This is a genomic window from Achromobacter marplatensis (assembly GCF_002209535.1).
Classification (GTDB): domain Bacteria; phylum Pseudomonadota; class Gammaproteobacteria; order Burkholderiales; family Burkholderiaceae_B; genus Achromobacter; species Achromobacter marplatensis.
Window position 1 is genome coordinate 1 of record NZ_NJIG01000030.1, and the last position, 22,385, is coordinate 22,385.

At 60.6% G+C, this 22,385-nt stretch carries 30 protein-coding genes; 2 read left to right on the forward strand and 28 right to left on the reverse strand.

Annotated features, from left to right (window positions below):
• Positions 1–318: 318 nt before the first annotated feature.
• The gene (locus tag CEY09_RS30820) at positions 319–519 is read left to right on the forward strand and encodes a CrpP-related protein (RefSeq protein WP_088591539.1); all 201 of its coding nucleotides are present in this window, start codon (positions 319–321) and stop codon (positions 517–519) included.
• Positions 520–596: 77 nt separating this feature from the next.
• Positions 597–905: a hypothetical protein gene (locus CEY09_RS30825; protein WP_234818442.1), complete on the forward strand. Its 309-nt coding sequence runs from the start codon at positions 597–599 to the stop codon at positions 903–905.
• Positions 906–926: 21 nt separating this feature from the next.
• Here the strand turns inward: CEY09_RS30825 and CEY09_RS30830 are convergent, their stop codons facing one another.
• From CEY09_RS30830 to CEY09_RS30965, 28 genes are all read right to left on the reverse strand, one after another.
• The gene (locus tag CEY09_RS30830) at positions 927–2,666 is read right to left on the reverse strand and encodes a D-glucuronyl C5-epimerase family protein (RefSeq protein WP_088591540.1); all 1,740 of its coding nucleotides are present in this window, start codon (positions 2,664–2,666) and stop codon (positions 927–929) included.
• 85 nt (positions 2,667–2,751) lie between these two features.
• Positions 2,752–3,279: a DUF2514 family protein gene (locus tag CEY09_RS30835; RefSeq protein WP_088591541.1), complete on the reverse strand. Its 528-nt coding sequence runs from the start codon at positions 3,277–3,279 to the stop codon at positions 2,752–2,754.
• Positions 3,258–3,752 (reverse strand): lysozyme, encoded by a 495-nt coding sequence (locus CEY09_RS30840; protein WP_088591542.1) that lies wholly within the window; start codon positions 3,750–3,752, stop codon positions 3,258–3,260. Before CEY09_RS30840 ends, CEY09_RS30835 begins: the two co-directional genes overlap by 22 nt.
• Positions 3,749–4,036, reverse strand: a complete 288-nt coding sequence (locus CEY09_RS30845) for a hypothetical protein (RefSeq protein WP_088591543.1) — start codon at positions 4,034–4,036, stop codon at positions 3,749–3,751. Before CEY09_RS30845 ends, CEY09_RS30840 begins: the two co-directional genes overlap by 4 nt.
• A 66-nt stretch (positions 4,037–4,102) precedes the next feature.
• Positions 4,103–4,465: a tail fiber assembly protein gene (locus tag CEY09_RS30850; protein WP_088591544.1), complete on the reverse strand. Its 363-nt coding sequence runs from the start codon at positions 4,463–4,465 to the stop codon at positions 4,103–4,105.
• Position 4,466: 1 nt separating this feature from the next.
• The gene (locus CEY09_RS30855; RefSeq protein WP_143219594.1) at positions 4,467–5,255 is read right to left on the reverse strand and encodes a hypothetical protein; all 789 of its coding nucleotides are present in this window, start codon (positions 5,253–5,255) and stop codon (positions 4,467–4,469) included.
• Positions 5,245–6,705 (reverse strand): DUF2612 domain-containing protein, encoded by a 1,461-nt coding sequence (locus tag CEY09_RS32670; protein ID WP_234818443.1) that lies wholly within the window; start codon positions 6,703–6,705, stop codon positions 5,245–5,247. Before CEY09_RS32670 ends, CEY09_RS30855 begins: the two co-directional genes overlap by 11 nt.
• Positions 6,702–7,913 carry a baseplate J/gp47 family protein gene (locus CEY09_RS30865; RefSeq protein WP_088591546.1) on the reverse strand — a complete coding sequence of 404 codons (1,212 nt, stop codon included), beginning with the start codon at positions 7,911–7,913 and terminating at the stop codon, positions 6,702–6,704. Before CEY09_RS30865 ends, CEY09_RS32670 begins: the two co-directional genes overlap by 4 nt.
• A 7-nt stretch (positions 7,914–7,920) precedes the next feature.
• A complete protein-coding gene (locus tag CEY09_RS30870) occupies positions 7,921–8,271 on the reverse strand; it encodes a contractile injection system sheath initiator (RefSeq protein WP_088591547.1) in 351 nt (116 codons plus the stop codon).
• Positions 8,268–9,002, reverse strand: a complete 735-nt coding sequence (locus tag CEY09_RS30875; protein WP_088591548.1) for a Gp138 family membrane-puncturing spike protein — start codon at positions 9,000–9,002, stop codon at positions 8,268–8,270. Before CEY09_RS30875 ends, CEY09_RS30870 begins: the two co-directional genes overlap by 4 nt.
• Positions 8,995–9,858 (reverse strand): baseplate hub protein, encoded by an 864-nt coding sequence (locus tag CEY09_RS30880; protein WP_088591549.1) that lies wholly within the window; start codon positions 9,856–9,858, stop codon positions 8,995–8,997. Before CEY09_RS30880 ends, CEY09_RS30875 begins: the two co-directional genes overlap by 8 nt.
• The gene (locus CEY09_RS30885) at positions 9,855–10,154 is read right to left on the reverse strand and encodes a phage baseplate plug family protein (protein ID WP_088591550.1); all 300 of its coding nucleotides are present in this window, start codon (positions 10,152–10,154) and stop codon (positions 9,855–9,857) included. Before CEY09_RS30885 ends, CEY09_RS30880 begins: the two co-directional genes overlap by 4 nt.
• Positions 10,151–10,822, reverse strand: coding sequence for a phage baseplate protein (locus tag CEY09_RS30890; protein ID WP_088591551.1), 672 nt, complete (start codon positions 10,820–10,822; stop codon positions 10,151–10,153). The genes CEY09_RS30885 and CEY09_RS30890 overlap by 4 nt, the downstream gene beginning before the upstream one ends.
• Positions 10,822–12,498 carry a phage tail tip lysozyme gene (locus CEY09_RS30895; protein ID WP_088591552.1) on the reverse strand — a complete coding sequence of 559 codons (1,677 nt, stop codon included), beginning with the start codon at positions 12,496–12,498 and terminating at the stop codon, positions 10,822–10,824. Before CEY09_RS30895 ends, CEY09_RS30890 begins: the two co-directional genes overlap by 1 nt.
• 1 nt (position 12,499) lies before the next feature.
• Positions 12,500–12,652 carry a transcription elongation factor GreA gene (locus tag CEY09_RS30900; protein WP_208625085.1) on the reverse strand — a complete coding sequence of 51 codons (153 nt, stop codon included), beginning with the start codon at positions 12,650–12,652 and terminating at the stop codon, positions 12,500–12,502.
• A gap of 14 nt (positions 12,653–12,666) precedes the next feature.
• Positions 12,667–13,104: a hypothetical protein gene (locus CEY09_RS30905; RefSeq protein ID WP_088591553.1), complete on the reverse strand. Its 438-nt coding sequence runs from the start codon at positions 13,102–13,104 to the stop codon at positions 12,667–12,669.
• Position 13,105: 1 nt separating this feature from the next.
• On the reverse strand, positions 13,106–13,537 hold the full coding sequence (locus CEY09_RS30910) for a phage tail fiber protein (protein ID WP_088591554.1): 432 nt from the start codon (positions 13,535–13,537) through the stop codon (positions 13,106–13,108).
• Between the two features lie 11 nt (positions 13,538–13,548).
• Positions 13,549–15,027: a DUF3383 domain-containing protein gene (locus CEY09_RS30915; protein ID WP_088591555.1), complete on the reverse strand. Its 1,479-nt coding sequence runs from the start codon at positions 15,025–15,027 to the stop codon at positions 13,549–13,551.
• Positions 15,028–15,031: 4 nt separating this feature from the next.
• The gene (locus tag CEY09_RS30920; protein ID WP_088591556.1) at positions 15,032–15,568 is read right to left on the reverse strand and encodes a phage neck terminator protein; all 537 of its coding nucleotides are present in this window, start codon (positions 15,566–15,568) and stop codon (positions 15,032–15,034) included.
• Positions 15,565–15,942: a hypothetical protein gene (locus CEY09_RS30925; protein WP_088591557.1), complete on the reverse strand. Its 378-nt coding sequence runs from the start codon at positions 15,940–15,942 to the stop codon at positions 15,565–15,567. Before CEY09_RS30925 ends, CEY09_RS30920 begins: the two co-directional genes overlap by 4 nt.
• Positions 15,939–16,391: a phage virion morphogenesis protein gene (locus tag CEY09_RS30930; RefSeq protein ID WP_208625086.1), complete on the reverse strand. Its 453-nt coding sequence runs from the start codon at positions 16,389–16,391 to the stop codon at positions 15,939–15,941. Before CEY09_RS30930 ends, CEY09_RS30925 begins: the two co-directional genes overlap by 4 nt.
• Positions 16,379–16,810: a DUF4054 domain-containing protein gene (locus CEY09_RS30935; RefSeq protein WP_088591558.1), complete on the reverse strand. Its 432-nt coding sequence runs from the start codon at positions 16,808–16,810 to the stop codon at positions 16,379–16,381. Before CEY09_RS30935 ends, CEY09_RS30930 begins: the two co-directional genes overlap by 13 nt.
• A gap of 9 nt (positions 16,811–16,819) precedes the next feature.
• Positions 16,820–17,158: a hypothetical protein gene (locus tag CEY09_RS30940; RefSeq protein WP_088591559.1), complete on the reverse strand. Its 339-nt coding sequence runs from the start codon at positions 17,156–17,158 to the stop codon at positions 16,820–16,822.
• Positions 17,159–17,225: 67 nt separating this feature from the next.
• Positions 17,226–18,260, reverse strand: a complete 1,035-nt coding sequence (locus CEY09_RS30945) for a DUF2184 domain-containing protein (protein WP_088591560.1) — start codon at positions 18,258–18,260, stop codon at positions 17,226–17,228.
• Positions 18,261–18,263: 3 nt separating this feature from the next.
• The gene (locus tag CEY09_RS30950; RefSeq protein WP_088591561.1) at positions 18,264–18,749 is read right to left on the reverse strand and encodes a structural cement protein Gp24; all 486 of its coding nucleotides are present in this window, start codon (positions 18,747–18,749) and stop codon (positions 18,264–18,266) included.
• On the reverse strand, positions 18,750–20,120 hold the full coding sequence (locus CEY09_RS30955; protein ID WP_088591562.1) for a DUF2213 domain-containing protein: 1,371 nt from the start codon (positions 20,118–20,120) through the stop codon (positions 18,750–18,752).
• Complete coding sequence (locus CEY09_RS30960) at positions 20,117–20,920, reverse strand: phage head morphogenesis protein (protein ID WP_208625087.1); 804 nt, start codon at positions 20,918–20,920, stop codon at positions 20,117–20,119. Before CEY09_RS30960 ends, CEY09_RS30955 begins: the two co-directional genes overlap by 4 nt.
• On the reverse strand, positions 20,913–22,382 hold the full coding sequence (locus CEY09_RS30965; RefSeq protein ID WP_158218701.1) for a DUF1073 domain-containing protein: 1,470 nt from the start codon (positions 22,380–22,382) through the stop codon (positions 20,913–20,915). The genes CEY09_RS30960 and CEY09_RS30965 overlap by 8 nt, the downstream gene beginning before the upstream one ends.
• Between the last annotated feature and the right edge of the window lie 3 nt (positions 22,383–22,385).

Below are 22,385 nucleotides of genomic sequence, written 5' to 3' on the forward strand. Positions count from 1 at the left end.
AGGACAAGCGTAAAGCAGGAAACATCAAGATCAGGAACTAGGTTTTTGAACGCCGGGGTGGGTCAGTTTTACTCCGACGATTCCGACGAAAGTGGGTCAATTTTCAACCGGCGTTGACAAGAGGGAGCCTACGGCGACTGGCTGACCGCGCCGGCCGAGGCCAGCCGCGATTTCCTTGTGCCCTTCCCTGCAGACAGACTTGTTGCCACACCTCAACCATGACCTGTCTGCCGAAACATTGTTTCATCTGGTAAGGAGCCTAGGGGTTCCGTGTACGGCAGCGCACACTAAGGTTCCAGAACTGTCAGGAGAACTGACATGAAAAAGGAGATCCAAGAGCAAGGAGCCAAGGCCGCCGCGATGGGAGCCGGCTTGTTGGATTGCCCGTTTTACCGCATTGCCCACCTGCCCGCTTACACAAACGAAACGTTGTATGCGTGGCGAAAACGGGTGGAAGCCTGGGAGGCCGGTTGGTACCACTTTCAGGAAAAACGCGGGGCGAAAGCCACGTCGCGCTAATTAGAAAAGGGGTCGGGCTTCCGGCCCTTTTTGTCGTCCATTACACTGTATATACATACAGTATTTGGCAGCAGATCATGCTATGCACCGTCTCCCGCACCCACCATCTCGGCCAAAAGCGTCACGACCGCGACCCGGGCCCGACCATCACCGGCACCGTCCGCATGTATTCCGTCATGCGCGACGACATGAAGCGGTCCATCCGTGTCATGACAATGGACGGCCTGATGAAATTCGGCGCCACAGACAAGGGAGCCATTCCGGACCTGCTAGAGCCTGAGCTACTGACCTTCTCGTCCGACCGCGGCATGATGGTCTGCGGCTTTGAAGAGATCGACGGCCGGCGCTACTACCAGGGATGGTGGATGCAGTGGGTCAGGCAATGAAACCTGCGCAGGGGGTGCTGGCTACCGGATCACCGCGCTGCCCGGTGCGGGCAGAGGATTGCCACTGATGCGCGAGTCACTCCACGCAGGGGTAGTAGGCTTTCGCCATTCGAGTACCGATTCGGGTGACAAGGACACTTCTCGTATCGACGTCATACCTTCATCGAACGAAACACGCACGTACGAATTTGCTAATCCACCAACTTCCCCTCCCGCCGCGGGGACGCTGCCGATTTTCTTCCAATTTACAAGATCGTCGCTACTCTCAACTCGGAAACTTCCTGTCGCCCCATAGCCACCTGCAGCGTACAGCATCGTCATATCTTTATCGCGGGGCAGTAGTATCCACCCAGCGCAATACGTGGACATCTGATGCGGACCAGAATTCAATGCGTCATTCAAGTTGTACTGCGCGGGGTCATGCATTCCGCGGATCCTGAAATTGCAATCGTTGGCAATGGCCGAGTATCGAGGGAATGTTCGCAGGACCATTAGTGACCTGATGGCCAGGATGTCCTTATCAGCCGTATCCTTAAACGAGACCAGGACCTCATCAGCCGCGATAGGCGCGTCAAAGAGGACATCCAGATGAATGGCCTCATTTCCCTGAACGAGCTTTTGACTAACCGGCTTTCCTCCAAGGCGAGCTTCGACCGAAAAATTGATTGGGCGCTCTTGCACTATGTTGGTGTCGATAGCGACGCCCGAAATTTTTTCAATCCCGCTCAACTTGATTGAGACATCAGCAGGGAATTGAGACGCCGACCAGTAGTGGTCACCGTACAAACCACGCATCGACGCCGGTCCGTGGTTGGTAGGATCAATGGAGGAAGATGCGCTGTACTTATCATCGTTCATGTCATAAGCATGAAATCGCATTGCCCACTTCAAAAATTCGGGGTCGCCAAAATTCTCATACATCCAAACGAGTTGCGACACGTGAAGGGCGTTGTACTCAACACGAGGTGCGATGGGCCTCGCATTGCTCGGCATTTTCAGCGAATAGTAGGACGAGAATCCGGCGTCGAATTTCGGGATGTCGCGCTTCACCGCAGCGACCCCACGTTTGACGACACTCATCCATTTTTCATCTTTCGTGATGGCGTAGTAGTCGAGAATGCCGGCAAGGCCCGTGATGTGGCCGTTCAAAACCTTGAAGCTGTTGCCCTTGATGTCGGCCATTTCTTCCAGCCACGCAACATCGCCCTCATACACCATCACGCCGCCTTCCGTGATGGTGTGTTCGTACGCCCGCATCGCAGCTTCGGCTGCGGCTTTGTATTCACTCCTGCCCGTCACCGCGTTGGCTCGCAGAAGGACACTCGCCATCCGTGACTGTCCAATACCGGAAATCCATCCCGGGGCCAACTGGAAATTTGGATCGGAAAATGGATATTCCCACACCAGCATATCGCCACGTGTCTTGCCCTCGGCAATCATCCAGTCGGCAATATTCAGAAACTGCTCCTTGAGCTTCTCATCGGTGCAGTTTGTATCCAAGAAGTCTCGATACAAGCCAAGGGCGTAGTTGGAATTGAAAAACGGGTCGGCCCATTTCCCCAAGCCATTGAAAGCCTTGCCGTAGTCATAAAGCACTACGCCATCATCGCGCAGGCTGAAGCCCTTGGTGGTCGCGTAAGTTTCGGCGCTCGACGCGATAGTCCGAGGGGCCGCTCCGATAGCAGGGCAGGTCCCAGCGATAACGGGCTGCGAACCAACGAAAAAAGCGGCCACCAGAATCTTGCGCAGAACTTGTTTCATTGTGAAAGAGAAATAAATTAATGGGGACCGGTTCGATTATACCCATCGTTACATTACGTCAGCTTTCAACTTGCCTACGTGGTAACTATCTCCTCGCACCAAGAGAGTCATGCAAGCTCTCGCACGTCAATCCCGCAATGCGGGCGCGATCTGCAATTCCCGCAAGCTCTGTAGCTCGGTTGCTAACCCGGCCGAGCATGTAGGCGAGCAAATCGACGGCAGCGGCTCTTGTCGGGCTTCCGTCGGCAGCGGTGGGATCGCGGGCGACTGCGGCGCTAGCCAGCGCGTTTGCGCGGGAGCGCAGCCGGTCACGCTCAGTACGAGCGCCAACCGCGTCAGCAGCTGCGGCAGCGGCTTGTTTAATTGCTTCATCTCGAGCCTTCTCCACTGCAGCGGAACGCCGCCTTTCTTCTTCTCTAACAGCCTCGATGGCAGTCAGAGTGGCCTGGGAATCCGCCTCCCGCGCCTCAGCATACTCACGCTTGAGATCCGAAATCTCAGCTCCAAACCGCCAGCTCTGAGCCTTCCAGGCTCCGCTACCAGCGATTAGCGCCCCTACCGCCAGAGCGGCGGCATACCCTCGCCACCCTATCAGCGCTGTTGACACACCCATGTATTGGCCTCCCTACGCGTCACTAGGCCTGGCAGAGTTACCAATACCCCCCCTTGCCTTCCCTTTACCCACCTCTGCAGCTCTGCACAGGCCCCCGCGTAGTCGCCAGCATTGAACTTGCGCCTCATGGTCGAGTCAGCCAAGTTCCCGGCGCCGAGGTTGTACGTGAAGTCGATCAAAGCCGCGCGCTGCCAGTCATTGAGCGGGACGGTGATCAAGCGACGTACGGCACGATCAGCAATGTCCAGGTCAGCGACGCGCCAGGCATCGCATTCCGCGTCGGTGTAGATCCGTTTTGGGTCGACGTCTGAACCGGTATGCCCATCGCAAACCGTCAGCACGCCGACGGGGTCGATATACGGCTTGCCACGAGCTTTCCCCGGTTCGAAGTGCGACACCAGCACGCCTGCAATGGCGATCGATCCGGCGCTGGCGGTTGCAAGCAACTTGCGTTTCAGGCTTTCCGAGATCATTTCCAAATCCCCTTCACAGCTGCCACCGCTGCTAGCGTGGCCGCGATCGCCGTGGCGATGTATCCGATCGGCCGCGCAAGTCGGCCCAGCCCCTGCAAGACCTTGAACCCCCCGGCCAGCGCCGCGAAGGTGTCCACGATGTCCTGTGTGTTCTGCCGGATCGTCTCAATCGACTCCGTATTGCGCGCAGTGGCTGCCGCGTTTTGGGCCATGTCTTGCTCCATTTGCACCACGCGTGCATGCAAAGACTTGATGAATGCATCGGACAGATGTTCGTCAACCATGGAATTTCCTAAGAGGCGACAACATCGCGTCCCCTGTAGACGAAAAAAAAGCCGCATTAGCGGCTTCTACTGTTGCTCGTTAGGCATTTCCGGAAACACGACCTCCCGTGGGAACCCCTCTTGGTCGGTCAGGTCGCGAAGGGCTTGCCGATAGTCGCGGTAGGACTTTCTCAACGCCAGGGGCACGTCGCCGGCCTGAGTCCAATCAGTTTGCCGCAGCAGTTCATCTCGGTCCGCACGGACGGACTGTGCCAATTGCTGGTCAGTCGGTCCCGGTCGCCGCTCCAAGTAAGGGCGGCCATCCTCTGCCGTCGCAATGAAGTAATCCACGATCTGCCCCGCCATAAGCTCAGCCTTGTATTCCGGCTCAACCGTATAGCCACCAGGGGCTTCGTCGTACCAGCCACCATTTTTCCAAACGAATGTCATGTCACACTCCCACTGCAATGTAAGCCACGGGGACAGCAATACCCCCAGCGCCGGCCTCCGATACCAAATTGACCTGAACTCCCGTCAACAAGGTAGCGTCGTTGTCATAGGCCTTATATTGAATTGCCGTCGCGTTCGACCGCTCCGTCAAAATTACGCGCCGCCACGACGTGTACGCTTGGTTAAATGCAACAGTTGCCACCGATCCCGATCCACTTACGGATGTGATGGAAATTGCGCCCCACTGCAATTTCAGCCCGCCCGGCACGTTTTGCCGGCCGTCGGCCCCTAGCGCTTGATTCCCACCCTTGAAGGCGTCGGCCAGCCGTAGGGAAGTGAGCGCCAGAGTGTTTTCCGTCTGAGCTTGAGCTTGTGCAACGCTGGCGATCCCCGCCGGCAGCGCGATCCAGCCCGCTCCGCCGGTGTCCGGGTTGCTCGTATTGTTCTCGACGGTGCTCATCCAGTAACCATTGCCGGTTGCCATGACCAGCGTCGCCCCTTTGGGATAGCCCCCCACGGCAGTGGAAAATGCCGCATCATAGGAATACCCGGCCCCCGCTTGAGCCCATCGTGTCGCCGCGCTCAGAAAGTTCAGAATGCCGTTGAAATCCTGCCCATATGGCGGCACGCCGCCAGCGGCCAAGGGGGTCATCGTTAAGGGCGGGAAGCCGTCGGTGAACGAAGCCAACCCCGGCGTGACGCCGATCTGCGAAGCCACTGGAATGGTATTTTTTGCTCCGCTATTCGCGAACGGGACTGCTGACTTGGTAGGTGCGTTGCTAGCTTGCATAGATAAGCCCCGAAGATGTGAAGAAAACGCCGGAACCGAAGGGCTGCATCAGCGCTTCGTTGAATCCGAAGGTAGTAGGAACGTCCACTTGAAGGACATTGGCCAAAACGGCGGCGGGCTTTGGGATGGCACCGGACTGAGTCAGGATGGCAATCTCGTAGGGTTCAAGCGCGAACTCGAACACATAGCGAAACTCCATCTTCCCGGTATCAGACACATAGCAGCGGCCACGGCCCGAGAACAGATTCGACAGCAGCCGGTTCAGGCTGGGCGAAGTGCAATCAGAGATGTTGGCGAGCGCCTTCACCAGGATCAGCTTGCGATACGCGTCGTCTGCAAGCCGGTAAGTCTGGGTTGACTGCACGCCCGTGTAGAACGGCGCCTGATTGAATGGTTGCCAATTCAACGCCTCCCGATAGCCCAGATAAGTCTCGTTGCCTGGAATCGTGAGCATGCGCCCTACGCCAACGATCCTGCCCCAGATGTCCAGCCCGAATCCCTGCGCCGTCTCCACGTTCCAGACGTAGTCGTAGAACGCATCAAAATCCGTGTCCGGATTGATGTACTCGTCCATGTTGCGGATGAGCTGGCGCAGCGTGGGGCTGTTCGCGTACTGGCTGATAACGTTGCGGTCGGCAAGCGTTGGCGCATCTTCCCGGTACTCGTAGGTGTAACGGCCAGTCCAGGTCAACGACGCGCCAACGGCTGGAGACTCCCCCATATGGAATACACCATCGGCTGTGGCCACGTAGTCCGTCACAGTCACAGCGGAAGCGTCCGTCGGAATGTACGGCGTGGGCGCCAACCCGACTTCAACCTGCGCCCCGAACACGCGCATGGTGTTCCCGATGTCAGCAGAAAACTGCGTCCCGGCATTAGTAGCCAGATAGGCATACACCTGCCCGTCGAGGTCAGCCCCTGTCATTGCAGGCGCAATCGAGCACCGATGCCATCCGCCTTGAGATGCCTCAATCTTTCCGATCAAAGGGTTGCTAACTGCGCCAGTGGCAAGGTTGAAGGTCACGATGACGCTAGTGTCGAAGCTCACATACCGCAAGGTGAGCGTACTTGAGTTGCCAGGCGCCACATAAATGCTGAATGCGCTCTGTGTCGTAGGCAGTGTGATCGACTGGAATACCTGGCAACTGTTCGCATTTTGAACCGTGATCAGAGTTCCGTTATTCGAGCCGTCCGGAGCGGGATATGACCTATCCCGAGTCATCGTTGCGTTCCCCCAAACCGCATTGGAGAAATCGCTGCTGAATCTGAACAAATTCGTGCGCGGCGTCGGATACAGCAGCTGGTTTCCCTGCCAGTCCTGGCGCCATACTCCCGTGGGCGCAATGGACTGCACGACCTCCCGCGGTCCGCCGATCTGGAACTGCGTGGTTGCGCCATCCCCCACCCCGAACTGCGCAGGCTCGAAGACGTTGACAATGTTCGTCGTCATACCAAGGTCACCGTGATGTTCGCCTCCGAGATAGTCGGCGTCCTGTTGATGGGGATGGTGACGCTCGGCAGCGTCGGAGTGGTCGTCCCAAGCAGCAGCGAGATGATCGAAATGCTCTGATCGATCGCCACGATCGGGGCGTAATACCGGCTGGCGAACAGGGTCGAGCCGATCCGCGCGCGCAAGCCGCCGTCCGCGCCATTGAACGCGGCGATGATCGCCTGCTTGGTCAGTGCGACGATGTTGGACGGCAGGCTGGGGTTGTTGGCGATCTGGACCGCGAACAGCACCGGCAGCGCCGTCGGCGTTTGCCACTTCACGACATAGGACGGGTACGGGAACTGATAGCCCGCCGTGTCCTGCACAGTGTAGCTGGTGTTCCCGTTGTAGTCGGCCCCGTTGGACTTCTTGCGCCAGATGGCGTCAGCGATAGACGCTGCGGCGCCACCCACCACCGCCACATAGATCGAATGCGGGATCAGCGTGACGCCGCCCACGGTCAGGTTCGCGCTGGTGTTGTTCTCGGTCACGTACACGTCGATGACGTCGGCTACGTTCAGCACGTTGGCATAGATCGAAGGCAGCGAGCCGATGGCGTTCAGAGCAACCGACTGCCTACGACGTTCCTCAAACTCCGCACGGTTCTCGACGTAGCTGCCAACGGTCCCGTCGGCCGCGTTGAGGATCGAGTCCCATCCGGGGATGGCTTGGTAGATCTGGTTCAGCGCGCCAGCTGCGCAAGCGACCGGCCCGTCCAGCGCGCACGCGAACGGCAAGTCGATGCTGCCCGTGGGCGGAATCGTGCCGGACTGCGTGCACAGGTAGCGGTTGCCGTCGGCAGCCTGCGCCGTCGCACCTACAGGGATCACCACGCCGGCCAATCCGACGCACGTAGCCAAGACGGTCGTCGGCGTACCCGGCTTTCGGTCGATGAAGTAGATGCGCCCGATGGCGTCTTGCATCCGCCCCGCGGCAAACGCCGGGTCCACTTGGTTCACATAGCTGGCGAATTCGTTGTTCTTGTCACCGATGATGGCCGTGGTGCTCGACGCCAGTTGTCCCTGCGGCGTCTCCAAAGACTTGTTCAGGCCACCGCCAAAGGCGGAATCCATATCAGTCAGGACGCCGTCCAGGATGGCCGACTCTTCGGGCAGCACCAGCCCTTCCGGCGTGAACTGCACGCGCGGCACTTGGGAGCTTGTAGCCATGGTTTCCTCAGATGCTGACGGTCTGTGTCGTGCCGTCGGTCAGGGTAATTTCGACGTACCCGGCCAGGGTGCGATCGTTGAAGCTTGTGATCGTGCATACAGCACCGGCCACATTCGGGACGGTAAGCGCCGCCGTCTGGATATGCTCGCGCACGAGCGCCAGCGGCGGGCGGTACCCCAGGATGTCTCGCCAGTAGGGAACGCCCGGCGCCTTGTCGTAGAACAGCTCGCCCTTGAACAGCTTGATAGCGCTGGCGACGTCTTGGGCCACGGCGTAGGGGTCCGACGCCATAGCGATGTTGCCGGAGGCGTCCAGGACCAGGTCCCAGACAGTCCGGTCCAAAAGCAGCGTGTTCATGGGTTGGGGGTTCCAGTGTTGGACGGCCCGCTTTGCACGCCCGGATGGGTGTGGGTCGATCCCACATCCTTGCCGTTGTTTCGCAGCGTTCCCAGCGTGTTCATGTTGCCCTGCCAGGTTGACGTGCCGCCGAACGAGCCAGCCCCTTGCTGCACGGTGCCGTTAAGGACGATGACCGGCGAATTCAGCGCGCACTGCGTGGCCGCGTTCAGCTCTATGTTCGGTGCCTGCACCGTCACCTTGGAAGGCGACACCACGTTGATGCCGCCTGCGGTGAACTGCACGTACTGCACGGGCGTGCCATTCAGCATGCCACCGAAGTAGAGGCCGTCGGCCATGTCGTGGGTACGCCAAGAGCCAGGATTGGCTTGCTGTTTGCTCGCCTTGACGGCTGACAGATCCCGACTTCCGAACGCGGCCATCCCTATATCGCCCACCTTCGGGTCCAGGATCACGGCGTCAGTGCCGCCTTGCAGACGGAAATAGGGCAACTGGTGCAGCACCGCGTGCGGCACTGCATTGCCCGCACCGTCCAGTTGATTCACCAGCGGCTGCACGTCCACAAAGCCAACGGGCGATAGGCCGCCATCGTTCGTGACCGACACCACGCGGACCAGCGTGGCAGTGCTTAGGCGGGCGAGCGACTGGCTGATCAAGAACATCAGCGCGCCGTACTCACCCATGCCCTCGCCGGCTTGAGCCTGACCGGTATATCCGAACTGTTCAGCCATTGATAATCCGTTGACAGAGTATCTGGGTTAGCCATAAGCCGTTTGGAATCTCGCATTCCAATTGATGGACGACCCCGACTATTGACCACTCCCCATGCGCGGCCTCGATTGATGTTGTGACTTGCACAACGCGGCCCATTCCGACATCTGGGGTGTAGAGCAAATTGCAGGCAATCCCATTCCCGGTGAACGTCGGATACCCAATCAGGTTCAATTCCGGGGAAACCTGTATTGCTGGCCCTTCCCTGCTACCGTTCACGGGCCAAATAGCCAGAATTCCGCGCTCAATCGTGTAACTGATGCGCGCAGCTCGAGTGCAGGCGCGGAGCTGGTCCAGATCCGTGCCAGGAAAATAGGGATCCGACAGAAAAACATTCACCCCGTTTCCCTGGAAAGCCAGCTCCATAGACGCTGCGATATCTCGGCACACGACTGCGACCGAAGTGGCCCCTCGATAAGAGCGCGGAGGAACCGGTTTGACCGCCTTTCCAGCAGCAGACAGTGCCACGACGTTAAAGACCACCTCTGGGGCTTGGTTGTAGTCCGCCCAGGCTTGGTCAATATCACCCTCATACACGGTGCTGAGTGTGTTTCTTTCGTCCCCAACTTCAACTCGAATGCGATTCTTTCCCCTGCGCTGGGTCATGACAGGGCCGATCGCAGTCAGCTTATTCATCATGTCCTGACTCAATCCAAAGATGCGCAGTTGAAGCTGACTTTGGACGTCCCCGTTGTAGGCCACTACAGCCGCTGAAACGCGGTAACCGCTAAGCGTCACATCCGGCCCTTTCGTATCGCCGAACTGGCCTTCGCCCAGACTAATCGTGACGTCGATACTCCGTTTGATGAACGTCATAGCTCGTTCGCCTCCAGATACGCGAGGACGAACCGCTCACCAAGACCTGTGTACTCAGGGTCCGCATAGCCGCGCGTGTCGATGAAAGTTAGATCGCCGACGAAGCCTCGATACCGTTCTCGGACCAACCGCACGCGGTCATGGCACAGCGCCGTCGTCACGATCGGTTGATGGCTCACAAAGAGATCCAGATACATCCCCGTGGATTTCTCATAGACATTGACCTGACAGCTTTGACCGGCAAGAACAACGCTAAACGACTGCGATGGCACCGGGCGAAGGGGTATTTTCCTCATTGAATGCCTCCGGGCAGCGGCGTGGGTGAGAGCGAGCCGGGAACCGAAACCTCGCCCACTTCCGGGATCATTGAGATATCTATCGGGAAGCTCTGGACTTGGCCATTGCTTTGCGGATCCGCCCCGCTCGGCTCTTCCGTTTCCGAGAACTGGGCAGCAGCGGTCTGCCGCACCTCTTCCAAGAACAAGTCCACGATCAGCTGGCTAGACCCGCCTCGCGTGTCCCGCGTGTACGAGTAGTTAACCAAGTTGGCCGAGGCGTAGACGATCTCCGGCGTGACAACGGAGTACAGCTCAGTGCTGCGCACGATCCTCTCCAACGCCGCCAGCATCACATTGCGTGAGGCCATATCGCCGCTGTGTGCCAACCGGATGGCCGCGTCATAAGGCGTGTCGACCTTGTTGAAGGACGAGAACCCACCTTGCTCCACAGGGAAACTGGATATCCGGCCGCCGTTCCGAAATCGAACTCCCAGAAACGAGTCGAACACGACCGCCTGCTGGCCGTCCTGGGTATACAGCCCCCACAGCGGCGTGCCGAAGAACAATTCGGCCAAGCCACCCAGACCGATGTTGACTAGCTCCGGCAACGACGGGATGGTCGTTTCACGGAAGATGGCCGGCACCCCAGGAACCTGCGGGACGTTCGGGAAAGGAATCAGCGCCATCAGAAAAGCCCCGTGTTGCCCTGTTGAACCAAGTTTTGGTTTTTGCCCATACCCGCCAAGTCACGCGCGATGCCCGCGCCATCGGTCGCAGCCGTCGCGACATGGATGTCCCCATGGAAATGGGTTTCGCTGGAATTGGTAGTGGTAGTGCTCGTGGCGTTGTTCACTGACTGTGCCAAGGGCTGTGCGGCCTGAGCTGCCCCAACCGAAGCCAAAGCGCCAGCCTTAAGAGCTTCAGCTTGCGCCAGCCGCGCCAACTCGGTCGCCACGGCCGCACGCTCTTCAGCCTTCTTTTCCTTCTGCGCCGGGATCTCGAAGTCCGTGGTCACCACTCGGCTGGCGTCCTCCACGGTCTTCGCCGCCTTCAGCTTGTCGCCTGCACCCTTGTGCGTATTGCGCAGCTCCCAGTCGACAAAGGCGTACTGCTGATCACGCGTGGATTCAGCAAGCGCCACGCCCATGACCTGTTTAAACATGTCGACGCGCTCATTTCGCCATTGGGCGACCCCGAACGCCGTACCGTTGTCGCCAACGGCGCGATGGTCGAGCTTGCCGCCGCTCTCCGCCTGCAAATTGTTCACGATGCCTACTGCCTGGGCGCGCGACCAACCCATCTTTTCGAACTTGGCAATAGCTTCGCTGGCGTCAGGAGTGAGATCGGCCTTCGCCTTCTTGGACATCCAACTTGGAGTGATGGCATCCTTCGCAGCGTCCATGGCCGCTTTTACGGGGTCACTCGCTGCACTGATTTTGTCCCGCACTTCCTTCGGCACTAGTTTCGTAAACACTTCCGAGACTGCCTCGAATATCGCCTTGATGCCGTCAGCCACCGCCATGATGGCGGCGTTAACTTGGGACTTATTAGCAATAACCCAATTGCCGAAATCGGTGAGCTTCTCAACGATATAGTCCAGCGCGGGCATCAACGCCACGAGCACATCAACGCCAACACTGGCCAGCTTATTCATGGCTGTGTCGTACTTCTGGCGCAACTGCTCTGCGCGCTCGGCGGCTGCGGCTTGGGCAGCGGCCGGCCCGGATTGCTCACGCCGGCGGCGTGCCATACCCTCAGGGCCATCTTTGTAGAAGTTGAATTGCTGGGCGTCTAGACCCATCTGGCTTGCAGCGAGGGCTGCATCCGCCTTGTTCGTCTTGTAGAGATTTGCGACGATCTTGGCGCGCGCTTCCAAATACGTGACGCTATCCTTCAGGTCGTCTTCTTTACCGCCCCACCTGAAGAAGCCGCCGATTGACTCCACGGCCATTCCTCGGCGATACCGTGCGATCTGGTCCGCCGAATCTTTAAGCTGCTCGGTAATGCCGGCCGCCGACCCGCCCGCATTCTTCGCTGCGAGCTGCCACTCGGCCAAGTCCTTCGCACTCATGTTCAGGTTGTCCGACATGCGCGACAACGCGGCAGTCGACTGAACCGTGTCAGACACGAAGCTCTTGATGCCCATGCCAGCAGTGAACACCGCCAGCAGCGCCAACGCTTCGTTTCGCACCTTGCTGAAGAACATGGCGGCCTGCTTGCCACGGGTCTCCATCTCGCGCGCGGTACGGGCGGATTCCTCACGCGTATGCGTGAGCGAATCGTCCACCTCGGCCGCGCCTTGCTTGAAGCCCTTGGCATTCATGCCCAGCGTGACAACCAACGCGTCGATTACTGTGGCCATGCTATTTCCTCGCGTTGGCTATCGCCTGTTGGTTGTGCGCGTCGACCGCGAACACTTCCAGCAAGTTGTAGAGATCCTCGGCACCGTAGACCGTCTGCAGGTCATGCAGCAGGCCCGGGTGCCGAGAGATCACCGCCGCAATATTTCGCGGCACGTTGGCGTACTGGATCAGCCGCGGGCCGCCGCCTTGCCAGGCTTGGAGCCCGAAGTCGATTGAGCGACGGCCATAGAAAAATCCATGTGCAGGCCCAGAATCTGCTTGCGCAAGTTCAAGAGCGTGGCCACTTCCTCGATGTCGTCCGGGACCAGCGCGCGCGTCACGCTCGGGCTGGGCTGGATCTGAACGCACTTCATCATGCTGTCGAGCAGTGGCTTGGCGCTGTCATAAGGCAGCTTCGTCAATGCCTTGATGCCCAACGCGGCCACGCCAGCCAGGCCGGCTTCGGCGATGTTGTCGGGGATTTCCACCCCGGCGTTCATCAGGGCGAAGAGAGCGCGCCCCGCCCAGTCTTCCGCCTCGGAGGCCGGAAGCTCGGTCAGGACGAACACCTTGCCGTTGTCGCGCCCCTCGGCGCTGATGGTTACGGTTGCCTGTTTGCGGGCCATATCACACCAATGCCGGGGAGACGTCTTCCCAGGTTATCTGGAAAGTCATGGGTTGCAGGATCGTACGGGCGGTCGGCGCCGAGGGGATCTGCGTCAGCACGCCGCGCGTCATCACGAACTTGCGGCTGATCGACGGGATGTTCAGCGTGCCATTGCAGTAGAAGACCTCACGGGCCGTCTTCATCGCCGCCATGTAGGCCTCGAAGACGATCATCGAAGGCGAATCCGCCTGGATGGTGATCGTCTGGATGCTCATGAAGGGGGTGTAGCCGGCCGACATACGGCCATCCACACCCATGACGGCCTGGGCGGGTTGCACAGCTTCAAACGCAAAAGCGTCGTCGGTTGCGTAGCCCTCGATCTTCTGGGGAACCGGGAAGATGCCGGCGATGCCCAGATACAGGACGGAATTTGCACTGGTAAGAGTGGACATGTCGGTTGCCCTTACAGAATGGCCAGGGATGCGAGGGTGAGCTTCTGGACGGATCCGCCATCGAGATACCACAAAGTCATAGGCGGCGTGCCACGCGCAGCGCGTACTTGAGCCGTCGCCGGCAAGATTTGGAGATACCAGCCACGCGTTTCGAGCGTGCCCGAGATTTCAACGCCGGCCTGGTTGTTCACCTGGGACTTCTGGAGCGCGGACAGAGGCACGCCGGCGCGGATGGCGCCGAAGTTAACCGCGGCGTTGACCGGATCCATGCACGACGCGTCGATCAGGGCGTAGCCGTCGGCGTTGTACGGGACCGAATTCACTTGCGTCAGCAAGGACATCATGGCCTGCTGCAGCGCTGCGTTCAGCCAGATCTGGTTCACATAGGTGTCGATCCACTTCCATTTGCCGCTGATCTGTCCCGGATACAGGAACCGGAATTGGTCATTGGCCGTGGCGTAGTCGCCATAGAAGTTGTAGCCGTTGGTGATCAGAGTCTGGGCGGTGGTCGCGTCCGTCACGGTGAACTGAAGACCAGACTGGCTCTTGAACGCCAGGGTGATCCGGCCATTCGTGCGCTCGAAGTCGATACTGGCGATCGCCCCCAGGATGAAAGCTGCGTGCAGGATGTCTTTGTAGACCGGAATCGATCCGGAATACTCATTCGCCGCGACGATGGCAGCCCAGCTCGTCGTGCTGCCTTGGGTGGTCGCCTGCACGTCCGTATCCCAGCCCACGTAGGCAAAGCGATTGCCGCGGCTGTTCGTCCATGCCGAGAACGCAACCTTGTCGGCCGTCACCGGCTCCCACATGGTCATGAATGGCGCCCAATTTTGGGTAATGCCAACGATCGCGGTCATGTTCGTGGCCGGCACGCCAGCAATGGCGCCCTGCGATGTCACTGCACCGGTAGCGTCCGTCAGTTTCAAGGCAGCCGAGAGCGTGCCTGAGGCGAAGCTGATGGTCGACGTGGCGCCCGTCGTGGAAGACGTGAATTTGAATGCTGCCAGCTGTGCATCGTACGTGACCGTGCCGCCCAGGGACGTAAAAGCCGCCTGGATGATCGTTGCTGCGTTCGAGAAGCTGGTTGCTGCCGTCAGAGTGATGGCGCTGGACGTCTTGGCCGTGCCGTCTATCGACACGGTCAGGATGCCCGTCAGCGCCTTCAGCTCGGTCAGCGTCATTGACGCAAGCGAGCCGCCGCGCAGGTACGCGGCCACAGGCGCGCTGGGGTACTGCGCAAACAACAGATTGCCGGGCTTCTTCGTGGAGTTGTCGAACCCCAGGAAGTAAGAATTCGCCGCGGCGGCCTCGGGGGATGTCGGGCCAAAGAACCGCGAAACGTCGTCAGCGTTTGCAAAGCTCTTTACGGCGCCCACGGGCACGGAGGTATTGGCGGTCAGGATCAGGCCGTTCAGGTCGAGCGCCGATCCGCCGGCGCCGATCACGCCAGGAACTACCTGGACGATTTCACTGGCGGGAATGGACATAGCTTTAAGCTCCGGGAGGGAAAGTCGTGTCGACTTCGATCAGGTCGACGTGGAGTTGATCCGCAAACTGCTGCGGAAGCGTCACGGTTGGGTTGAACTGCAAGACGGCGTCGAACGACCACCGCTCTGTGTATTGGTTCTCACCGGTGATGAACGGCAATTGCTTGGGCTCACCGCAAAACAACGGCTGCGCGCGTCCTATCTCGGCTAGAAATTCGCATCCGTACTGGCTGCGCAGCGCGATCGATAGCACCAAAGCGCGGTCTTGCGCCTTCTCGCCGTAGCAGTCGATCTGCGCTGCCCACTGCGTCGGACGCGTGAACGCTCGCGTGCCGGTGGTCGGCGTAGGGTCGTCATACTTGGTGCGCGGGGTCGACAAGCCAACCACGCCCATGGGAGTGACGATCACGTATTCGCTGCCCTTCGGCGTTGGTACGCGATTGACCTGGCCCCGCAGGACGGGACAGTCCACCACCGTATCCGCGAACGCTCCCAGGTCATCAACCAGGTCATCTTCGGTAATGCTGATCTGCGCGCTCATGGCGTCTCGTCCAATTGCAGCGTGACGCCGACCTTGCACCAGTCAGGCCAGGTTTCGAGAACCGCCGTGACAAGCCAGGTCTGGCCGCCGAAGTCCAGCAGATCACCGCCCTTGGCCAGCGGCCGAACGACGCCCTGCGTATCTCCGAACATGTAGACCGCTCGCTGCACGCCTTGGATGTTCTGGGCCTCCAGGTGCTTCAGGTCGCCCGTACTGAGCGGCTGAACCTGGAGGGAGGCGTCGGCCGGCGCCAGGTACTTCGGAACCTGCTTGCGGCCCGGCCCCATTTCGTACCCGTCGCTGTACCGGACCTTCCCGGCAATCATCGGGTTCACCGCGGCGATGACTGGGCTTACGATGCCGTGCAAATTCATGTGTCGACCTCGTAATCCACGCTGTTCATCATGTGGCCGGTGTCCACGAGCGGTTTGGCGAAACCCTTGGCCGCCACCGTATTGGGCGACAGCGGGGGGCTGTCGAACTTCTGGATGGACGCTTGCAACTGGCCCTTCATCCCTTCGCCCATCTGGCCCAGGGACTTGTCGATGTCGTACTCGTTGGCGACTGCCAGATTCCCTAGCGACTTACCCCAGCCCTTTTGCTTCTCTTCGATCATTCGACGGAAGAAAGGCCGCGGGGGCTGGTTATGATCCGGTCGGCCGAATTCGTTGATAGCGGCGACCATAGCCACGGGCGTACCGTCCGGGTACTTGGCGTTCTCCAGGAACCCAACCCGCAACGTGCCACCCTGGCCGGCCTTATCAGCCATTTCCTTGAGTCGCGCCATCAGGGCGTCACCACCCTTGAACGTCACGGCCGCCATGGGATCACCACGGGGACGGCGTAGCCAGTCGGAGCGGGCCGGTAGCGACCGACGCGGTATTTGGCCGTGGCCTCCCAATACTGGGCGCCGTAGCCGGTCTGCGCGTACCACTGCGCCGATCCCGCCGCGACGTTGTATTCGGCAGATACCGAAACCGACCCTTCGGTCGCGCTGCTGATGCGACCCACCAGCGGACGCGGACCCTGGCCGTTCTCGCCATAGGTCAGCGCCGCGACGTGGGCCGTCAGCAGGTACAGGAGCACCTTGCGTTCGTCGACGTCGCAGACCGCGCTGGTGTCCTTGTTGCTCAGGTACAGCGTGGCCGTGCTGAAGGCATGGTTCAGCTGCGCATCCGTGAGCGCTGCGAAGGACGGGTAAATCTGCTTGAACTCAGCGGGATCAAAGACGACGACAGCCATGGGCCGCTCCTATTTCTTTTTGCCTTCGTAGTTCTCGGGCTTGATGCCGGCGGCGGGCGCTTCCGGGTCCAGACCTTCAAGGCCGGACTTTTCGTCCTCGCGCTCTTTGGCCTTGGCCACGGCGCTGCGCTCGCTGCCCTGCGCGAAGATCATTTCCTTCTTCAGCGGCGGGAAGTCCCCATACAGCTTGGTCCAGGCTTCCCAGAAATCGGCATTGACTTCGGTGAAGCCATGGCCGGCAATGGCTTCGGGGTGGTTAGCACCATTCAGCACCACGGGGTCTTTGACACCCGGGACGTCCAGCACCAGGCCGTTGGGCAACTTGCATGCGATGGTCACAGTCGACATATCTCTTCCTCGAATGAGAAAGGGGCGCCACATTGGCGCCCCTCTGGGTTGCTGCGTTCTGCGCTGGTCAGACGCCGATCATGCCGGCGATGGCCATGGGCACCTTGATGATGGCGCCCCACGTACCCTGCGATTTCTTTTGCAAGAAGCTCGAGGTCTTACGCTCGATCGCGTGGGCGCGCATCTTCTCGGTGAAGGCAGCGGAACCAACGTTCTGACCGTCGATCGATTCGGCGATGAGCTGCACCAGCTGGCCGGAGCCCGTCGCGTACTGCACGGCGGTTTCGACGGTCAGGTTGGGGAAGTTCTTCGCCAGCAGGTCGGCGACGTTGACGTTGTACTGGTTCGTCTTCGTCAGGTTTACTTCGATTTCCGGCGACATGCACAACTTCATCTTGTCGCGCCGCGTGACCAGGCCGCGCGTCTGCGAAACCAGTTGCGCGAACAGGCGTTGCGAGATGTCGTCGTAGACCTGTTGGCCGTCCTTCGTGGACCACAGCGTGCCGCTGTCGGTGCCGGTAGCCCCCGGCGCGATGGGCGCCGACAGGTTGGGGTCGTTCAGCAGGCCGTAGTTTTGCAGGCCAGCGATGCCGAAGAAGTAGCTGTTGTCCTGGAACTTATTCAGGATCAGCGCGCCGGCGATGTTGAGTTCGGACGCGTAATTGATCTTCGCCACACCGTACATGTCCAGTTCGCGCTCACCCCATTCCGTCATAGTCTGGTAGTGGTACGACTGGCGCTGCGGGAAGTTCGTGTTGGCGCCCGCCCGGCCGTTGTTGTTGAAATCGCCGTAGGACGACACTTCACCCGTCGACTCCACCACCGGGAAAGTCGCAGTCAGCGTGGTCCAGTCGCCTTTCTTCGACTCGCCCAGGATGACGGCGCCCTGCATGGGCGTCGTGAGCACACGTACCAGCTCGGGGTCGATGTAGTTCAGCAGGTAGCCAGGGATGCCGGCGTTGCTGACCGTCACCAACGGGCCTGCGGCGTCCATGGCCAGGCCATAGTCGGCGCGGAACTCGTCGGGCAGGTAATCCATGGCGCCCGGGAACACGATGCCGAAGTGCTTCTCCAGCAGCGCGAGGTCTTGATTTCGTTTCATGTCTTACCCCAGGTTGTAGGAAGTCATCTTGATGAGGGCACCGATGGCGCCCGCACTGCCGACAAACATGTTGGTTTCGGTGTGGCCCGCGATCGTGGCCCCGGCAGCACCGGTGGAGACCGTGCCGTCGGTGTTGGATGCGAAGACCTTCTGGCCGATGGTCGCCGCCGTCTTGGTCGCGACCCAGAAGTCGCCGCCGTTGTGCAGCGTGACCCCCAGGCCGGCCGGGATGAGCATGGTGGCCTCGGCCAGCCAGATGGTGATAACGCCCTGCTGCTCGCGGTGCACAAAGCCCGTGGGCACGCCGGAGCCGGCGTTCGTCACCTTGCCGGCGGCGTCTGCCCAGGCGAAGCGGCCGACGGTCACGCCAGCGGTGTCAGCCACCAGCGCGCCGGGGCCAGCCAAGACGGTCGAACGCGGGTTCGAGCTGGCGAAGTCGCCAGCAACCGCGGCGGCCGGCTCGATGTAGACCTGTTTCTGGAAACCCATTTAGATCACCTTGGGGATGTGCGGGAAGCGGTCGCGGAAGCTCTTGTGAGCGGCCGAGTCCATCGCAACACGCGGGGTTTGGGGGGCCTGGTCCTGCGCCATGGCCAACTTGACCAGCGCGCGGTAGGCCGAAGGCGGCGTATCGGCAAGGTCGATGCCTTTGGCGTCCAGGGCCATCTTGTAGACCGCCTCGGCCGAGTCCTGGGCCACGATCTCGCCAAGGATGGGCCGGCATTCCTGCTCAGCGGTGCGGATCTCGTTCCAGCGCGCGACGGCGGCCTGTTCGCCTGCCTTCTGCGCCTTGGCCAGCGCCTGATCCATGGCTTGCTTGGTCACGGGTGCCGGCGGCGTGCCGGCCGTGTGCGGCGGCTCGTCTTCAGCACCGGCGGCCGGCTCGCCCAGGGCGGCCATCACGCGCGCGGCTTCTTCCGGGCCGAGCTTTTCGCCCAGCATTTCGCGGATCTTGCCCATGAGTTCGTCGTCCTGGGCCACGGCCTTGGGTTCCGTGAGATCTTCTTCCTCGTCTTCACCGATAGGCGACATGCCGGGGTCGGTGAAGACCTCGATGACCTCTTTCAGGTCTTCCAGGTCGGCGTCCTGCGCCAGCTTGCCCTTGAAGTGGTTCTGCATCGCGCGCACGATGCGCGGCTGCTCGGACTTCAGGTTCTTGCGGCTGACACCTTTTAGGAAGGTGGTCAGGTCGCCCAGCGCCGAGTCCTGGGCCAGCTTGGGACGGATGTACGCCCCAAGCGCCCCGGCGACAGCGATGGCGGTTTTGCTCTGTTTCATTTTCGGGATCTCCGAAGGGTTGAGGGTATAGCTGTCGCCTACGACGACGTCCGGGCCTGCCCGGCCCACTTCGACAAGCGCGACGTGATTGCCGCGGATGTCTCGCATCACCCCGTCGTATGCGACGCCCTCAAACTTGCCGGGCGTCATATCGGCACGGTAGCGATAGGCGCTCGAAAGCTCCTTTTGCTCATCAGACTCTACGAGCGCGATCGCGACGGCGTCCCATACGACGAGGGAATTCTTAAGGTACGGCGCCTGGTAGGAGGCGTTCGAACCCGTGGCCCCGACCACGAACTCCTTCTGCGGCTCGGCGGCCGAGACGGGGATGTGCTTGGACAGCAGCGGGATGTTGTTGAAGGTGGGCGCGGCGCGCGCCAGCTCTTCAGGGTCCCGCAACAGGAAGTAGACACGGTTGGGGTCAAGCCCCAGCGCCTCCCAGTCCGGGATCTCGTCGCCCCGGTACGGGTTGACCGTGGCCTTGCTGATGTTGCTGACCTCGACGTGCATCCGGCCGTCAACGTCGATGCGGCGCACGGTCGCGCGGTCAAAGGCCAGCCCGCGCTGGTTCTGCTGTTTCATGGATCAAATCCCGGGATGATGCTGATGGCCACGCAGCGGCAGTTCGGCAATTCACCGGGCCGGATGTACTCGCCGTCGATGAGCATGCCCTTGTCGACGTCGTAGACGTCGCCGTCGGCGTCCTGGTGCGACTTGCGCGGATGCTTGCCCCCGCGAGAGTGCTGCCATTTAGCTTGCTTGATGCCCAGACCCTGCTGGCGCACGCGCGTGATGGTGGCCGTGGCCTTGTTGTTCTGGTCGCGTGCAATGAACGCCGCGCGCCGCTTGGTTATGCCGTACCGCTTCTCCAGCTCTTTGGTGATGCCTTCCAGATCACGGCCCTGCGTGACCGACCGCATGACCATCCCCTGGACGTCCTGCAAGTGCTCGGCGGCAATGGACTTGATGAGCCCGACGTTCTCCTGCACGGTGGCCTGGAAGACGTCGTTGGCCGCGCGTGTCATCTGAAACTGCACGCTGAAGCCTTTCTGCCGCAGGGCATTGCGCAAAGACAAGTCAGCCGTGCTCATCGAGCTTTCGGCGAACTCACTTGCCACCGGCTGAGACGCCTCGTCAAAGCGCCGCTGCCATTGCTTGGCTAGGCGCCGCATCATCTTGGTCAGCACCATCGCCGGGCTTTCGTCCTGCGCGATCTCCGGCACGTTGCGCCGGTACGCCGCCGTCAGCCAGTACACCACCGACCGCTGCATCTCGTCGATCAGGCGGTCCAAGCGCTTGCGGTAGGCCGCCTCGATCCCCAGGTTGGCATGCACGGGGCGCAGCGGCACCTCGCGGCCAGTAGGGGATACGAGGTCAGGCATTGGCGTTTTCCTGCGGTTCGTCATCCAGGGGTGGCGGCTCGACCGGCACCGCGTCGGGCAAGCCGTTTTCGTCCAGATCGCTCACATCAAGCGAGTGGTAGCCGTTCGTCTCTTCTGCCGCGATGCGCTGGCGCACCTCAACAGGACTTACGGCGCCCAACTCGACCAGCACTGCGTCGGTGTCGGCGTCGTACTTTCGCACCTCGGCCTGTTCCTTCTCGCTCAGTTGCCACAGAGGCACGAACGAAAAGGTGATGTCCGGGTCGATCTCGCCGAACTCGCTCAGTTGAATGACCTCCAGGCACTGCTGCAACGGGTCGCGGAACACCGCTTCTTGCACCGACAGGATTTCGTCGTAGAACACGCGAATCTCGCCGTCGGCGGTCGCGTTCAAGCCGCTGGGCGTGATGCCCGTGTACTTGACCAGCGGGATGCCGGGAACCACGCACAGTTGCTCAAGCGACTGGTTTTGCAGCGCATCCAGGCCCGACAGCGGAACATTCTCGAAACCGAATTCCTCGTCGTCCTTATTGACGGCGAAGACGCCCCGATTCGTGCGCGTCCGATTGAACACGTCAATGCGGGCGAACACGTCGTCACCAGGATCGCCCTGAAGGATCGACTGCAAGTTGGTCTTGAAGACCCCGACCGAGAACCCGTCGATCAGGTTTGCCACCGCCTGGCGCGTCTTCAGCCAGTTGTTGACGTAGGGGATGGTCAGCTGCGTCAGCGACATCCCGCCGAAGTTGTACGACGGCTTCAGCAGGTCCGGCACCTCGCGCGACACGATGTTCAGCAGTCGGCTGGTGTGCACCTGGCGCCCCAGCACGAACCACGACGTCGGCTTGTAGAAGTCCGGCCGCATCGGGTTGTCGCTGTTGTAGAGGTACGGCGTCGTCCACACCGGGTCGATGACCTTGAAGCCCACCAGCGCGCCCTTGGCGATCTTTGCGGGGCTCTTGACCAGGATCGACTTCAGCTCGTCAGGATCCGCCCATGCCAGCATGCCGCTGGGCGTCTTCACGTCGATGTAGATCTGCGACCGGCCGAACAGTCCATCCTGCAACGCTGCCAAGCGGAACTTGGCGCGCAGGCGGTGGCGGCGCATGGCCTTCTCGATGACTTCGAGCTTGTCGGCCTTGTCGTCGTCGCCCTTGACCTCCAGCTTGATCCACTTCCGGGTCATCTCCTTGGCGATGACGTCGGACATCTTGCGGTACTCCGGGCGCTGGGAAAGCTCGGCCAGGTACGGATAGCCGATAAATCCCATACCCGCGTAGGCTTCGCTCACGTAGGCATACACGGGGCTCATCGCCTCGTCCATCGCCACCAACGCGCTCTTTTTATCCGCAGGGACGACGAACGGGGCCACTTCTGGGCGCTTGAATTCGCCCTCCGGAGCGGACGGCGGCTCGGCCGGCGGCACGTTGGAACGGCCCAAGGCTTCTGCGCTGATCTTCATCCC